The sequence below is a fragment of the Pseudomonas koreensis genome (genome assembly GCF_036668835.1).
GTDB classification, from domain to species: Bacteria; Pseudomonadota; Gammaproteobacteria; order Pseudomonadales; family Pseudomonadaceae; genus Aquipseudomonas; species Aquipseudomonas koreensis_I.
Genome location: NZ_JAZEVW010000005.1, coordinates 1 through 14,464 on the forward strand (window position 1 = coordinate 1; position 14,464 = coordinate 14,464).

General features: G+C 59.7%; 14 protein-coding genes and 1 rRNA gene. 9 read left to right on the forward strand and 6 right to left on the reverse strand.

The annotated features are described in order from the left end of the window. The first annotated feature begins 195 nt into the window (after positions 1 to 195). From rrf to V6F91_RS15575, 4 genes are all read left to right on the forward strand, one after another. Positions 196 to 311, forward strand: a 5S ribosomal RNA gene (gene rrf / locus V6F91_RS15560). A 149-nt stretch (positions 312 to 460) separates the two neighbouring features. Next, positions 461 to 1,120 carry a paraquat-inducible protein A gene (locus V6F91_RS15565; protein ID WP_332765896.1) on the forward strand — a complete coding sequence of 220 codons (660 nt, stop codon included), beginning with the start codon at positions 461 to 463 and terminating at the stop codon, positions 1,118 to 1,120. Continuing rightward, complete coding sequence (locus V6F91_RS15570) at positions 1,107 to 1,730, forward strand: paraquat-inducible protein A (protein WP_332765898.1); 624 nt, start codon at positions 1,107 to 1,109, stop codon at positions 1,728 to 1,730. The genes V6F91_RS15565 and V6F91_RS15570 overlap by 14 nt, the downstream gene beginning before the upstream one ends. Then, on the forward strand, positions 1,723 to 4,026 hold the full coding sequence (locus tag V6F91_RS15575; RefSeq protein WP_332765900.1) for an intermembrane transport protein PqiB: 2,304 nt from the start codon (positions 1,723 to 1,725) through the stop codon (positions 4,024 to 4,026). The genes V6F91_RS15570 and V6F91_RS15575 overlap by 8 nt, the downstream gene beginning before the upstream one ends. A 182-nt stretch (positions 4,027 to 4,208) precedes the next feature. Here the strand turns inward: V6F91_RS15575 and mksF are convergent, their stop codons facing one another. The 3 genes from mksF to mksB are packed head-to-tail and all read right to left on the reverse strand — an operon-like array spanning position 4,209 to position 9,017. Continuing rightward, entirely contained in the window at positions 4,209 to 7,049 is a 2,841-nt protein-coding gene (gene mksF / locus V6F91_RS15580) for an Mks condensin complex protein MksF (RefSeq protein WP_332765902.1), read from the reverse strand. Continuing rightward, positions 7,046 to 7,747 (reverse strand): Mks condensin complex protein MksE, encoded by a 702-nt coding sequence (mksE, locus tag V6F91_RS15585; protein ID WP_332765904.1) that lies wholly within the window; start codon positions 7,745 to 7,747, stop codon positions 7,046 to 7,048. The genes mksF and mksE overlap by 4 nt, the downstream gene beginning before the upstream one ends. Continuing rightward, positions 7,737 to 9,017, reverse strand: coding sequence for an Mks condensin complex protein MksB (gene mksB / locus V6F91_RS15590; protein ID WP_208939763.1), 1,281 nt, complete (start codon positions 9,015 to 9,017; stop codon positions 7,737 to 7,739). Before mksB ends, mksE begins: the two co-directional genes overlap by 11 nt. 221 nt (positions 9,018 to 9,238) lie before the next feature. Between mksB and V6F91_RS15595 the strand changes: the two genes are divergently transcribed. Then, the gene (locus V6F91_RS15595) at positions 9,239 to 9,988 is read left to right on the forward strand and encodes an energy transducer TonB (protein WP_332766723.1); all 750 of its coding nucleotides are present in this window, start codon (positions 9,239 to 9,241) and stop codon (positions 9,986 to 9,988) included. Then, positions 9,981 to 10,433 (forward strand): ribosomal protein S18-alanine N-acetyltransferase, encoded by a 453-nt coding sequence (rimI, locus tag V6F91_RS15600; RefSeq protein WP_332765908.1) that lies wholly within the window; start codon positions 9,981 to 9,983, stop codon positions 10,431 to 10,433. Before V6F91_RS15595 ends, rimI begins: the two co-directional genes overlap by 8 nt. Positions 10,434 to 10,516: 83 nt before the next feature. On the opposite strand, the gene V6F91_RS15605 is transcribed toward rimI, so the two are convergent. Continuing rightward, positions 10,517 to 10,921 (reverse strand): serine kinase/phosphatase, encoded by a 405-nt coding sequence (locus V6F91_RS15605; protein WP_208939765.1) that lies wholly within the window; start codon positions 10,919 to 10,921, stop codon positions 10,517 to 10,519. A 142-nt stretch (positions 10,922 to 11,063) separates the two neighbouring features. Between V6F91_RS15605 and can the strand changes: the two genes are divergently transcribed. Then, positions 11,064 to 11,708: a carbonate dehydratase gene (can, locus tag V6F91_RS15610; protein WP_332765910.1), complete on the forward strand. Its 645-nt coding sequence runs from the start codon at positions 11,064 to 11,066 to the stop codon at positions 11,706 to 11,708. A gap of 6 nt (positions 11,709 to 11,714) precedes the next feature. On the opposite strand, the gene V6F91_RS15615 is transcribed toward can, so the two are convergent. Together V6F91_RS15615 and V6F91_RS15620 are read right to left on the reverse strand one after the other, a co-directional pair. Further along, positions 11,715 to 12,239, reverse strand: a complete 525-nt coding sequence (locus tag V6F91_RS15615) for a lysine methyltransferase (protein ID WP_332765912.1) — start codon at positions 12,237 to 12,239, stop codon at positions 11,715 to 11,717. Positions 12,240 to 12,417: 178 nt separating this feature from the next. Beyond that, positions 12,418 to 13,605, reverse strand: coding sequence for a hypothetical protein (locus tag V6F91_RS15620; protein ID WP_332765914.1), 1,188 nt, complete (start codon positions 13,603 to 13,605; stop codon positions 12,418 to 12,420). A gap of 218 nt (positions 13,606 to 13,823) precedes the next feature. Here V6F91_RS15620 and V6F91_RS15625 point away from each other — a divergent pair, with 218 nt between their 5' ends. Next, positions 13,824 to 14,114: a nucleotidyltransferase family protein gene (locus V6F91_RS15625; protein WP_332765916.1), complete on the forward strand. Its 291-nt coding sequence runs from the start codon at positions 13,824 to 13,826 to the stop codon at positions 14,112 to 14,114. Then, positions 14,111 to 14,455: a DUF86 domain-containing protein gene (locus tag V6F91_RS15630; protein ID WP_332765918.1), complete on the forward strand. Its 345-nt coding sequence runs from the start codon at positions 14,111 to 14,113 to the stop codon at positions 14,453 to 14,455. Before V6F91_RS15625 ends, V6F91_RS15630 begins: the two co-directional genes overlap by 4 nt. Positions 14,456 to 14,464 lie beyond the last annotated feature (9 nt).

The window sequence follows — 14,464 nt, forward strand, 5'->3', positions numbered from 1 at the left end:
AGGCGTTGAGCTAACCAATACTAATTGCCCGTGAGGCTTGACCATATAACACCCAAGCAATTTGAGTCGAACAGACCAGATTGCGGTGTATGAAGACGAAACGAACCGAAAGTTCGATGTTCACAAAACACCTGACTGTCACATACCCAATTTGCTGAAGCGAGGCCATCTGGTCACGACTCAGTACCCGAATTTCTTGACGACCATAGAGCGTTGGAACCACCTGATCCCATCCCGAACTCAGCAGTGAAACGATGCATCGCCGATGGTAGTGTGGGGTTTCCCCATGTGAGAGTAGGTCATCGTCAAGATTAAATTCCGAAACCCCAATTGCGAAAGCAGTTGGGGTTTTGTTTTGCCTGCGAGAAAGTTATTTACGCGCTGTACCGAACAAATTTGCACAGTTATTTTCCAATCACAGCACTAGAATAGCCCCACCTTTTTCGGAGCCAGAGCCTGTATGTCAGAGTCGGTTGACGCCTCAGGGCTGTCAGAATTACCGCTGGAAGACCTGGTAGCCTGTCATGAGTGCGACCTGCTGATGCGCAAGCCTCAACTCGCTCATGGCGAGAAGGCCGTCTGCCCGCGTTGTGGTTACGAGTTGTATGCACACCGTCATAACGTGGTGCAGCGCAGCCTTGCTTTGGTCATCGCGGCATTGTTGTTGTACGTCCCGGCAAACTTTTTACCCATCATGCAGCTCAATATCCTCGGTCAGTCTTCGCAGGACACCGTGTGGAGCGGTGTTGTGGGGCTGTTCAACACCGACATGCAGGGCGTTTCGATTGTCGTTTTCTTGTGCAGCATGGCCATACCGCTGCTGAAGCTGTTGTGCCAGTTATTCGTTTTGCTGACGATCCAATTCAATGCAGGCCGCAGTTACGGTTTGCTGCTTTACCGTATTTACCACCACCTCAGAGACTGGGGAATGCTCGAGGTCTACCTCATGGGTGTTCTGGTGGCGATCGTCAAACTGGCTGACATGGCGGCGATTACCGTCGGCCTCGGTTTGGCGTGTTTCATCGGCTTGTTGCTGGTACAGGTCTGGCTGGAAGTGGTGATGTCGCCGCACCAGATCTGGCAAGCGTTATCAGGAGAGGATGCCCATGCGGGCGATTGATGCAGGCATTCTGGTGTGCACCGAGTGCCACGAACTGAACAAGCAGGAAGCCGACACCGATGAGCAGACGTGCACCCGTTGCGGTGCGCTGGTACACGCCCGGCGTCCGAATAGCCTGACCCGCACCTGGGCGCTGCTGATCACCGCTGCGATCATTTACATCCCGGCCAATGTCTTGCCGATCATGACGGTCAGTTCGCTGGGGCAGGGTGATCCAAGCACGATCATGTCCGGGGTGATCCAGTTGGTGCAGCACGGCATGATTCCGATTGCAGCCGTGGTGTTCATCGCCAGCATTCTGGTGCCGACCTTCAAACTGGTCGGCATCGCGTTGCTGCTGTTTTCAGTGCAACGACGTCAACCGTTATCCGCGCGCCAGCGTATCTGGATGTACCGCTTTATCGAATTCATCGGTCGCTGGTCGATGCTAGATATTTTTGTGATCGCCATTCTGGTGGCGGTCGTCAACTTCGGCCGACTCGCCAGCGTCGAAGCCAATCTTGGTGCCATCGCCTTCGCCACTGTGGTGATTCTGACGATGCTCGCCGCAGTAACTTTTGATCCCCGGCTGATCTGGGATAACACGGAGTCGGACGCCGACCATGACTGATTTGCCTGTAGCGAAAACCCGACCGGCCTCGAACTGGTCTGCCATCTGGGTGTTGCCTCTGATCGCGTTGATCATCGGCGGCTGGCTTGGCTGGCGTGCCTACTCCGAAACCGGTATCGAAATCCAGGTTCGCTTTGAAAGCGGCGAGGGCATCCAGGCCAACAAGACAGAAGTGGTCTACAAAGGCATGCCGGTCGGCAAGGTCAAGACGCTCAAGCTCGACGATGAAGGCAACTCCAAAGGCGTGATCGCCACCGTCGAAATGAACAAGGACGTCGAACAGTACCTGAAGACCAGCACGCGGTTCTGGCTGGTCAAGCCGAGCGTGACCCTGGCTGGCATTACCGGCCTGGAAACTCTGGTGTCGGGTAACTACGTCGCTATCAGTCCGGGCGAAGGCGAGCCGACGCGCAAGTTCAAGGCGCTGGCCGAAGAGCCTCCGCTGTCTGACGCCAAGCCCGGTCTGCACCTGACTATCAAGGCTGACCGTCTCGGCTCGCTGAATCGTGGCAGCCCGGTGTTCTACAAACAGATTCAGGTGGGTCAGGTTAAAAGCTATCTGCTGTCGGAGGACCAGAGCACCGTTGAGCTTAAGGTGTTCATCGAGCCGACCTACGCCAAACTGGTGCGCAAACACACACGTTTCTGGAATGCCAGTGGCATCAGCATCGACGCCAACCTGTCCGGGGTAAAAGTGCGTAGCGAATCGCTGGCCAGCATCGTCGCCGGCGGTATCGCCTTCGCCACACCAGAAAACCGCAAGGACAGCCCGCCGACCGATCCAAGCCTGCCGTTCCGTCTCTACGAAGACTTTGATGCGGCCGCAGCGGGTATCCGCGTCAAGGTCAAACTCAGCGATTTCGAAGGCCTGCAGGCCGGTCGTACGCCGGTGATGTACAAAGGCATTCAGGTCGGCAACCTGAAAGCCCTCAAGGTCGATCCGGACCTGAACAGCGCCACTGCCGAGCTGACCCTCGATCCTCTGGCCGAAGATTATCTTGTCGACGGCACACAATTCTGGGTGGTCAAGCCGTCGATTTCTCTGGCGGGTATCACCGGGCTGGAAGCGTTGGTGAAAGGTAACTACATCGCTGTGCGGCCGGGCGACAAAGGCGCGGCGCCGAAGCGTGAATTCGAAGCGCGACCGAAAGCGCCGCCACTCGACCTGCGCTCCCCGGGCCTGCACCTGGTACTGTTTACGGATACCCTCGGTTCGATCGATGTCGGCAGTCCGATTCTGTACAAGCAGGTCAAGGTCGGTTCGGTGCAGAGTTACCAGTTTTCCAAGACCCGCAAGCAATTGATCATCGGTGTGCACATCGAAAAGGAATACGAAAACCTGGTCAACGCCTCGACGCGCTTCTGGAATGTCAGTGGCGTTACGCTGACCGGTGGTTTGACCGGCGGGATTCAGGTCAAGAGCGAGTCGCTGCAGACGCTGATGGCTGGCGGCATCGCCTTCGAGACGCCGCAAGCCAAGGCGCCGTTGCAGAAGCGTATTCCGCGTTTCCGCCTGTTCGCCAGTCACGACGATGCCAACCAAAAGGGCGCCGTGGTCACCATCAAGGTTGATCGCGCTGATGGATTGCGCAGCGGCACCCCAGTGCGCTTCAAAGGGCTGGACGTCGGCAAGATCGAAAGCGTCGACCTGGCCGACGATCTGCAATCGGTCATCCTCACCGCACGCATAACCGAAGTGCCGGAGAAGATTGCCCGGGTCGGCAGTCAGTTCTGGGTGGTCAAACCGGAACTGGGCCTGATCAAGACCGAGAACCTGGAAACCCTGGTCACCGGTAAGTACATCGAAGTACAGCCAGCGGCGAAGAACCTCGGCCCGCAGAAAAACTTTGTCGCCCTGGCAGAGGTTCCGGAAGTGACGAAGCAGGAAGCAGGGTTGAGTCTGGTATTGAGCGCGGCGCGACGTGGCTCGCTGAAGCCTGGTGTGCCGGTCACCTACCGCGAAATTACCGTGGGCAAAGTCACCGGTTATGAGCTCGGGCAGACCGCTGACCGGGTGCTGGTGCACATTCTGATCGAGCCGAAATACGCGCCGTTGGTGCGCAGTGGCAGCCGCTTCTGGAACACCAGTGGCGTCGGCTTCGATTACGGTTTGTTCAAAGGCGTGACGGTGCGCACTGAATCACTGGAAACGCTGATTCAGGGCGGCATTGCTTTCGCCACGCCGGACGGTGAGCGCATGGGTAACCCGGCGCGGGCCGAGCAAACGTTCCCGTTGTTCGACAAATTTGAGGATGAGTGGCTGACCTGGGCGCCGAAGATTTCGCTCGGTAAGTAATTCTGTGGTGTATGAAGTGGCGCCATCGCGAGCAGGCTCCTCCTACAGGGGGAACGCATTCCAACTGTAGGAGTGAGCCTGCTCGCGATAGGGCCCTAAAAACCAGCACAAACCCCAAGCCATAAAAAGGGCCGCGATCCAAACAGATCGCGGCCCTTTTTATTGTGTTCAGTCAAAAACGATCAAACCGCATCCAGCTCCGGCTCGTCTGCCTGAACATTCAACGTGGCCTTCACCACATCATGGCGACGGATGTATTTCCAGTCCGCCTCATCAATGTAGATCCCCGCCGGGCCGCTGCCGCCCTCAAGGTCGATGGCAACACTGGCGCAGACCTGTGGCTTCACACTCGCCAGAATCGGCACGAAGCCCAGTTGCAGACTGGTTTCAAGCAACGCCGCCTGATTCTTCTCGTCAATGTCCGCCGCCTCGTCGAGGTAGTACGGCAGACGCACGCGGCCGGCCAGGTCGCGATCCATCAAGTGCAGCAACAAGTACATGTTGGTCAGCGCCTTGATGGTCATGGTCGTGCCGTTGGACGCCGCGCCGTCGATGTCGGTGTGGATCACCGGTTGGCCGTTGACCTTGGTGATCTCGAAGGCCAGTTCGAACAAGTCCTTGAGGCCGAGCTGGTTGTGGTTCGCCGCCACCAGCCGTGCCAGGTATTCCTTGGCCTCTTCGTTCTTGTTGTCCTGCTCGGCGCTCTGGCTCAGATCGAACACCGACAGGGTTTCGCCTTCTTCGTACTGACCGGCGCTGTGGATGATCTGATCGATGTGCTTGAGCGCTTCCTTGTTCGGCGCAAGAACGATGCGGAAGCTTTGAAGGTTGGAGACCTGACGCTTGTTGATCTCGCGGTTGAACAGCGCCAGTTGATGCTCGAGGCTGTCATAGTCGCTGCGGATGTTGCGCAGGGTCCGCGCGATATCGGTGACCGCCGCGCGGCGTGCCTTGCCCAGGGTCAGTGCTTCATCGGTGCGGTGCGCATAAGCGTTGATCAGCAGCGACAGGCGGCGCTCCATGTCGTCTTCGCTGTCGAACTTGGCCACACCTTTGAGGCGCACCTGCGCATACAGCGCTTCGATCTGGCCATCGGCACGCAGCAGCCCCTGCCAGCTGTCCTGATAGTCGTTGAGCAGCGGCAGCAGGTTGTCCATCGAATCGTCGACCGGGTCCATGAACGGCGTGCCGAACGGCAGATCCGCCGGTAGCAACTGACGGCGGCGCAGGGCGTCGTCGAGCGTGCGTTGCTTGGCTTCCATGTCGGCGATCTGCCGGCCAACCAGTTGCAGCTTGGCCGACAGTTGCTGGACGCGCTCGGTAAAGGCATCGCTGGAGCGCTTGAGTTCGTCCTGTGCGGCTTCCATTTGCGCCAGTTGTTCGAGCTTGTCGCTTTCTTCGGCGCTCAGGGTTTGCGTGCGACGGAAATCCTCCAGCGCTTTCTGCGCGTCCAGCACTTGCTGGTACAGCGCTTCGGTCTGGGTCTTGCTCGCGGCGCGGTCGGCGGCCACGGCTTGCTGGGTTTTCAGCTGCTTGAGTTCTTTTTCCAGACGCTCTTTCTGATCGCGCAACGCGGCTCGGTCGGCCAGTGCTTGCAGGGCCGGTGGCTCGATGTGAGAGATGTCGATCGACAGGCCCGGCACTTCGAAGCGCTCGCCTTTGAAGCCATCGAGAATCAGCTCGACCGATTTCACCCACTCGCCATTCTCATCGAGGGTGATGCCATGTTCGCCCAGCGGCAGGCTGAACAGCGCGCTGTTGAACAGACGCATCAGGCGCTCGACGTCCTGTTGCGAGAACTCTTCGCGCAGACGGGCGTAGCTGTTGTTGTCAGCGTTATCGAGTTGCTGCTTCACCGACTTGAGGCGTTTTTCCAGATCGCGCAGACGTTCTTCGAGATCTTCGGCGCTGAACTGCCGCGACTGCGCCAGCGCACCGGCCAGTTCATCGTGCGCATCTTTGGCGGCGAGCAATTGTTGCTCAAGCACTTTGACGTCATCGACCAGCGCGAAGCGGTTCTTCAGCACCGACAGCTCGCCGAGCCAGCGCTGGATGCCGGAAATCTCCCGCTCCAGACGCATCAGTTCCTGAGTGCCGCCACGCTGATCGTTTTGCAGGTCGTCCTGCTCGCGACGGTAGTGCTCGGCCTGCAGGGTCAGCTCTTCCTTGCGCGCGGTTGCATAGTCAGACCAGGTGCCTAGCAACGAATCGAGCAGCGGCGACAGGCGATGCAGTTTGCCGCGCAGCACGTCACGCTGTTTCACGCCGTTGGCCAGCGCTTCGACCAACGGACCGGCGGCGACCAGCGAGTTGTAGTCCTGCTCCATGCGCCGCACATCGCGGAAGGCTTCTTCGCACGCGGCGATGTAATCGACACTGCCGGAACGCAGGCTGTGCTCGAAGGCATCGAGGAACAACTGCTTGAGCTTGGCTGCGGTGATTTCGCGCATGTGTAGCAGGTTGATGAACAGCGCGCGGAACGTCTTCAGGCTCTGCTCGCTGGTCGAGCGCAGCGGGATCAGCGTCAGGTCGAGCGGGATCGACGTGTGACCGCCGACCAGCAAACGACGCAGTTCGTCAGGCTTGAGTTCGTAGGCTTTCAGGCCTTCTTTCTCGAGGTTGCTGAACAGCTCTTTCTGGCGCAGGCAGGTGTCGTTTTTCTGATAGTGGGCCAGATCGAGTTTGCCGGCGTAGGCGAAGAACTGGTGGCCGAAACCACCGCCCGGGCCACGACCGACCACGCCAATTACATGCGGACCGTGCGGCAGATTGACTTCGACGAGGATGTAGCTGGTGTCGGAGGCGAAGTAGAAGCGCCGCGATTGTTCGAGGCTGTATTTGCCGAAACTCATGTCCGACATGCGCGCCAGAATCGGGAACTGCAAGGCGTTGATCGAGGCCGACTTGCCGAGGTTGTTCGCGCCGTAAACCGACAGCGGTTCTTCCAGCGGGAACAGGCCGAGGCTGTAACCGGCGGTGTTCAAAAGGGCAAAGCGGCGGATGCCGTAGCGTTCCTGGCTCATGCGTCGGACTCCTGTTCTTCGGCAATGGCGCGGGCCAGTGCGTCTTCTTCACTTTCTTCGGCAAACTCACTGAGGTCCAGCGGGTCGTCGGTTTCGAGGAATCTGGCTTCAGCCGCTTCGTCGATCAGCACCGGTGCCGGCAGCGGCAGGACGCTGTGCACGCTGGCCGCCAGGTCGCGGTCCTGCTGAACCGACAGGCACACATCGAGGAAACGGTGCATCGGCGGCAGGAAGCGGTACACGCCGTTTTCTTCGCCGGCGAAACCCAGTTGAGTCATGCGGCGCATGATCTTTTCTTCGAGCTCTTCGACGGTCTGCACTTCGGCCTGAATGAACAGGTCGCGGTACTTGTCGAGCAGCGACGGCAGTTCTTCACGGCCGAGGCTGCCGCCGTCGAGCACGGCGATCGGGTCGCGGCCCTGATCGGCCAGATGCTCAACGAGGATGAAGGTGAACAACGCCAGACGCTGGGCGGTCTTGTTCACCGCAGCGGCGGCCATGTCCGGCACGAAGTAATAGAAACCACGGGTGTCGCAGACCAGTTCAAAGCCCAGCGCCTTGAACAGCGTGCGGTACTGGTCCTGGAAGTTCGACAGCTGGGTGTACAGCTCCGGATCACGGCGGCTGACGTGATAACCCTTGAACAACTCGCGGAAGATCGGCGCCAGTTGCGACAGTTCGGAAAGATCAAGATGCATGGGGGATGCTCGCAGAATCCTCGGCGGCGGTGTCGCTGGCCGAGAGCAGGGCGAAGGAGCGCAGGCTGACCTGATGCTCGTGAGTGTGGTATTCGCGGCGTTCCAGACGCTCGCGCTTGAAGCGTTTTTCCCGCGACAGGCGCGAGAACCAGTAGAGCAATTCGTCGGTGGCGCCGTCCGGTTCCTGCTCCAGCAGCCAGGTCATCAGATCCGGCATCGGCAGCGATTCTTCGCAGCGGTCGACCATCTCGCGCACGGTGCGCGGCGCACGCGGTGCATCGCCAGCCTTCTGGGTCTTGTGCGCCTTGGGGAAGCGCGCCGGTTTCGGCTCGAAACGCGCCAGCGCATAGACGTAGGCTTCGACCTGACTGGCGCTGCCGAGGAAGGTACTTTGCGGGCGGGTGAACAATGGCATCGCCGCTTGCGGCACGGCGTCGATGCCTTTACGCCGGATCGCCGCCAGCGCCAGTGCCGCGCCACGGGTCACGGCGTTGTGCCGGCGTGCTTCTTCACGCAGCGGCAGCAGCAGTTCACGGGCGTGACGCAGGGTTAGCTGGGCGCTGGTCTGCATTTCGAGGATGCGCGCGTGGGTGCGCAGCAACATGTCGTCATCGACCAGATGGCCGAGGCGCTGCTGTTCGCTGAGCATTTTCAGCAACACCGTTTCGACCTTGCGCACGCCTTGTTCGAACGCGCCGTCGGCGTTGACCAGATCGATCATCGGCTCGACGTATTCGTCCCACGTCGCCAGTACTTCGGCGTAGCGCTGACGCAACGGAATCTGCCGGTCGCTGGTCTTGGCGCGTTCGGCCACAGCGACCAGCGCCTGTTCGTCGTTGTCGAGTTTCTTCAGTACGTCGCGCACACGCATGTCGAGCAGGCGCAACTGGCGGGCGAGGTCGTTGCCGTCGCGGACTTCAAAGGCGTCCTGAATGTAACCGGCCAGCCGTTCGAGGTGACGCAGGTAGGCTTCGATTTCCAGGCACAGGCCCAGCCGGTGTTCGCGGCGCAGGTAGGCGAGGAAGTCGTGGATTTGCGCGTTCAGCTCGAAACGGTTCGGGCTTTTCGCCACGGGCACCAGAATGTCGAGGCGAATCCACACGTCGAGCAGGCTGGTGATGTCCTGCGGCGTGCTGTCGAGTTGTTGGGCGGCCAGTTGCGTGCGCAGTTCGTTGAGGCTCAGGGTGCCTTGGTCGAAGTGCTCGCACAGTGGCTCCAGAAGTGCCCAGTGTTCAGCGAGGGCGCGCAAGACGCGCTTGGGTTCGATCATCGGAATGGCCGGCTGGTTGGCGGTTAAAAGCCGCGATTGTACTGCATCGAAGCCGATGCGATTCACTCTCGGGACGGACTGCTGCCTTTCTTTTCAATCAAGTGCATCGATCAACAGCAGGCGATCTTGAGCGAAGGGCGGTAGAATCAGCGCACTTTCAGTTATCCACAAGTGGCCGACCCTTGCTAATCGAGTCCCGCCGCCGCGCCTATTTGAACGCCATGCAGGTGGTCAACTGGCTGCCGCGCACCGAATTGCCCTTCGCCGCGCCGTCCCGTCCCGAATTGCTGGACATGCCCGAGCCCGAGCCTGAAGTGTCCGTCGCGCTTGCGCCCCAGGCCCAGGAGCCGGTGCCGCCGGCGGCCGCGCGTCCAAGCGAGCGAGCAAAAATCGAAGTGCCGCGGCCCTCGCTGACCAGCACTCGCAACGGAGCCAAACCGGTTGAAGAAGTGGATGCTACGCCGGTCGTCGCCAAACCCGCGCCGGTGCCGCCGCCACGTTTTGCCCTGCAATTGCTGCGCGCCGGGCGCTGCCTGCTGCTGGTCGAGTTACCCACAGGCGAAGCGTTCCAGAGCCGCGATCCGGCTTATCTGTTGCTCAAAGACATGCTGCGCGCCGCCGGTCTGCCGGATGCGCCGCAAATCGTCGGTGAGCCGGTGCGCTGGCCGTGGCTCAATCGCGGCACGCTGGACCAAGGCCCGGAAGCAGCGCGCGACTTCGTCCAGGGTTTTCTCTCGGTACAAATGGAGGCGGCACCCTGCGCCTGTCTGTGGCTGATCGGCCTGCCGGCCGTGCGCTTTGCCGGCGAAGCAGACGCCGAGGCGTTCAATCGTGAATTGCAGATCGAAGGTCTGGGCTCGGCCTGGGCGATCCCCGGTCTGGAATTGTTAATGGAAGAGCCGCAGCGCAAAGCCGCTGTGTGGCAAGCCATGCGTCGGCTGATGGCGCGCTGGAAAGAATCTGATGAGTGATGCGGTAACCTTTCGCCCGATGACCGAGGCGGATCTCGACGCTGTCTTGAAGATCGAATACGCCGCCTACAGCCATCCATGGACTCGGGGGATTTTTCTCGACGGCCTCGGCAAATACCAGATCTGGCTGATGTTCGAAGGACAGCAGCAGGTCGGGCATGGTGTGGTGCAGATCATTCTCGACGAGGCGCACCTGCTCAACATCACCGTCAAGCCTGAGAACCAGGGACGTGGGCTGGGGCTGACGTTGCTGGAGCACCTGATGTCGATTGCCTACAAGGCTGACGCTCGGGAATGCTTTCTGGAGGTGCGCGACAGCAATACCGCAGCGTTCAGGTTGTATGAGCGGTATGGCTTCAACGAGATTGGCCGGCGTCGGGATTATTATCCGGCGGTGGGTGGGCGTGAGGATGCCGTGGTGATGGCCTGTACCCTTGTTGACTGAAGCTTAGAAGCATCGCGAGCAGGCTCACTCCTACAGGGGAACGCATTCCAAACTGTGCGAGCGAGCCTGTCAGGCAACGAAGATCAGCGCTTGCCATCCAGCGGATCCAGATCCGCCAGTTCAGCTTCGTCCAGCCCGTCACCGCCGCCGATGTCATTTTCACCGACCTCGCTCAAATCCCAATCCGCCGGATTGCCCTCGCCAATTTCCTCGGCATCGCGGGCGCCGTCGTCGCGAATCAAGGTTTCCGGACTCAGATCGTCGTCAGTCGGCTGATGATCATCGACCGAACCGCCAGTCAGACCTGCCTCACGTACGCGTTCACCGGGCATCAGCTGTTCGCGTTCACGTTCAGGAATCTCATCACCGATCTTCGCGCTGGGCTCTTCGTCGTCGAAATCAAGCTCATGCACCGAACCCATGCGGTCTTCGTTATCATCGATGGGCTCCGGTTGCGCCGCATCGTAAGGGCGTCGTGAATCAGTCATGGCAAATCCTCATACTGTGGGCCTTACTTGGAGTGGACTCATCCGGCGCACGAGAATTCCAACGGAAACACTTTGCCCCACCGGCGTGACTCCGACGGGCGGTCGTCTATCAAACCAGCGCATCTTTCTTGAGGCCTTATCCATGCACGACTTACAAGACCTGATTGATAACAACGAGCGTTGGGCTGACGCGATCACCAAGGAAGACCCGGATTTCTTCGCCAAACTGGCGCGCCAGCAAACCCCCGAATACTTATGGATCGGCTGTTCCGACGCACGGGTGCCGGCCAACGAAATCGTTGGCATGCTGCCTGGCGATCTGTTCGTGCACCGCAACGTCGCCAACGTGGTGCTGCACACCGACCTCAACTGTCTGTCGGTGATCCAGTACGCGGTGGACGTGCTCAAGGTCAAACACATCCTCGTCACCGGCCACTACGGTTGCGGCGGTGTGCGTGCGTCGATGCAGGACCGCCAGTTCGGTCTGATCGATGGCTGGCTGCGTTCGATCCGCGATCTGTACTACGAAAAACGCGAAGAACTGGCCAGGTTGGCGACCGAAGAAGAGCAGGTCGACCGGATGTGCGAACTCAACGTGATCCAGCAAGTGGCCAACGTCGCGCATACCAGCATCGTTCAGAACGCCTGGCATCGCGGGCAGAGCCTGTCGATCCACGGTTGCATCTACGGCATCAAGGATGGCCGCTGGAAAAGTCTCAACACCACCATCAGTGGTTTCGAGCAACTGCCGCCGCAGTATCGCTTGCGCCCGATTGGCCCGGCGTAAAGCCGCTTAGCCTCGGCCCGATTGCCGCCAGCGCTGGAGAAAGTGCAGGCCTTCCAGGCTTGGCGGTTCATCGTGACCGGTGATCCAGCCACGACAACGTGAGGAGCCGCAACCGCAGGCAAACTGGCGCAACAGTTTGTCTTCGGTGGCGGCGTAATCAATACTCAGATGCTCGCCGCGCTGAATGTCCTTGAGCGACCACAGCCACAACTCGGTCATGTCGAGAAACGCGTTCGGGTCGCAGGCATGTTCGAGCAGTCCGCAAAAGCGAGGGTCGTACAGGTGAATGCCGCTGAGCAGTTGGCGGGTCTGTCGGCAGCGATAGGGCAGCAATTGCCCCGACACCCGGCACATCCGATGCGTACCGAGAAAATCCCGGCGCGCGACGATTGCCACAGGGTTGGCGTAAGGGTCACGAATGATTTCGAAGTCGGCACTGGACGGAAATCCAAGACGCACGGGCAGGCCGGAAAAGGGGTAGATGCCTTCGGTATCGTGCGGGACAGAGCCTGCCACGGCGTGGGTATTCATAATCTTCCTTTGTCGCACGGCTATGCGACGTTGCCGGGACGACGTCCTGTCGGCCCTTGTTTACAGCCATGGATCCAATCTAGTGGTTACAGGTATAACCGGTCTACTGTCAGATGTGACAGGCGTGATAGACGTATTCCCGCGTCAGCCAGGGCTGACACGGGATGAGTCGGCAGGTTTACAGGTGCGGAGCAGGAATGGCGGTCGCCGGCAGGGGCGCTTTCAACTGTTGCAGTTGCGCCTTGATAGGCGTGCTAGCGCATTTGCCTGCGGCCTGCTCCGCTGTCAAATCGCGGATCGAGGTGTAGAACAGCTCGCAGGTTTTGACTTTCTGCGTCACCTGCCAGGTTTGCGTGCAAGTGTTGAGCGTAGTCTGCGCGTTGCTGCCCGGTTTGCTGCCCATCCCGGCCTGCCAGCAGGCGGCGCTCAAATCCTGACCCATGACTTTCAGGCCCGCGGCATCGGCCTTGGCCTGCGCATCGTCGCCGGTGTAGCTTTTCGGATCGGCGGCGTACCAGATGTAACTCGGATGGTTGGACCCCAGCACCGGCACCTGCACGCCCTCGCTCGGGCTGATGGTCGCCAGGCCCAATACGCCGACGGTCGGCCCGTATTGCTGTTTGATCCAGTTACGCACCGGCGCACCGAACGCGACCATCGGCAGCGTCGTGCCGCTGGCGGTCTGGCTGAACTGCTTGACCAGCGTGGTCTGGTAGTCCTTGAAATAGTCGTACACGCCTTCCAGGTCGCTACCGGCATTGGACGGCGCGGCGATCGGAGCGATGTCGATGATGGTCTGATAAGCCGGCGTCTGCTCGGCAGGGATGCCGTTGTCAGTCAATAGCGTGGCCCAGCGATCGGTGGTGTTCGAGCGCAAGTAATCCTGCGCCTGAGTCAGCGAGTAATCCGGCGGAAAGTGCAGCAACTCGACACTTTTGCGGTTTTCCAGGGCCATGCCCAGCGGCAGGAACAGATACCAGCTGTAAGCCCATTTGCCATCGGCGTTGAGCTTGCTGGCGCCGCTGTAGGCCAGATCCCCAGCATCAAGCAGTGCGGTCAGCGGTTTGTCATAACCCTGCGGCACACCAGAGATTTCGGCGTAAAGCTGATCGTTGTCGGTTTTCACCAGCACTTTGGCGTTGGCATAGCCATCGCGCTGCACACTTTGGGTCAGGTAATGCGCAACGGTCTGCTCCAGCGTCCAGTTGCGGTAACAGATGACGTGACAATTATTGGGATAAGCGAAGAGGCGCGTGACGCGTTCGGTGCTGCCCAGTTTCAGGTCGACATCGGCGTGGGCGGCGGCGCTCAGCGTCAATGCGGTGAGGGCCAGTGCGGCGGGGGAAAGTCCTGCGAACTTGAACATGCTCAGATCCTTTTCAGCGTGGGGTTCCCCGCAAGTGTCGGGGGCGCTTCATAGTGGATCAGTGACGTTTGACAGAAAAGCGGTTGCTCGTGGATTCTTGCATGAGTGCTGTTTAGTCTGGCAGCACACACGCCCTGTTACGACTGGGACAATCAGTGCGAAGCCCGGCGCGCCTTCGCGCTGCTAGACTGCTGCAACTGTCTTTTCACGAGTGAGCCATGAAACCTTCCACTGCTCTCGATTTGCAAAGATCCGCCGTCCGCGAAGTGATCGGTCGCTTTCGTGTGGCCAACCCGCGCGTGTTTGGCTCGGCATTGTTCGGAACGGACCTGGACGGGAGCGATCTGGACCTGCTGGTGGATCCGCTACCCGGCACCACGCTGTTTGATCTGGGCGGACTTCAGGTTGAACTTGAGGATTTGCTGGGCGTTGCGGTCGAGGTGCTGACTCCCGGAGACCTGCCACCGAAATTTCGCCAGCAGGTGCTTGATCAGGCGCGACCGGTATGAACGAGAATCGGCTGGCTGATTATCTCGAACATATCCGTCAGGCCGCGAGCGATGCGCTTGTCTTCGTTGAGGGATTAAACAAGGAGGAATTCGCCGAGGACAAGCGAACCCAACAAGCCGTAATCATGAGCCTGATCATCATTGGCGAGGCAGCGACCAAAATCATGGATCGTTATCCTGAGTTCACTGTTGAAAACGCTCAGGTGCCATGGCGCAGCATGCGCGGGATGCGCAATCGAATTGCCCACGGCTATTTCGATATCAATCTGGACGTAGTGTGGGAAACCGTCCAGGCTGCTTTGCCTGCACTGCTGGACTCCCTTCCCACCAATCAGGGTTGAATGCACCTG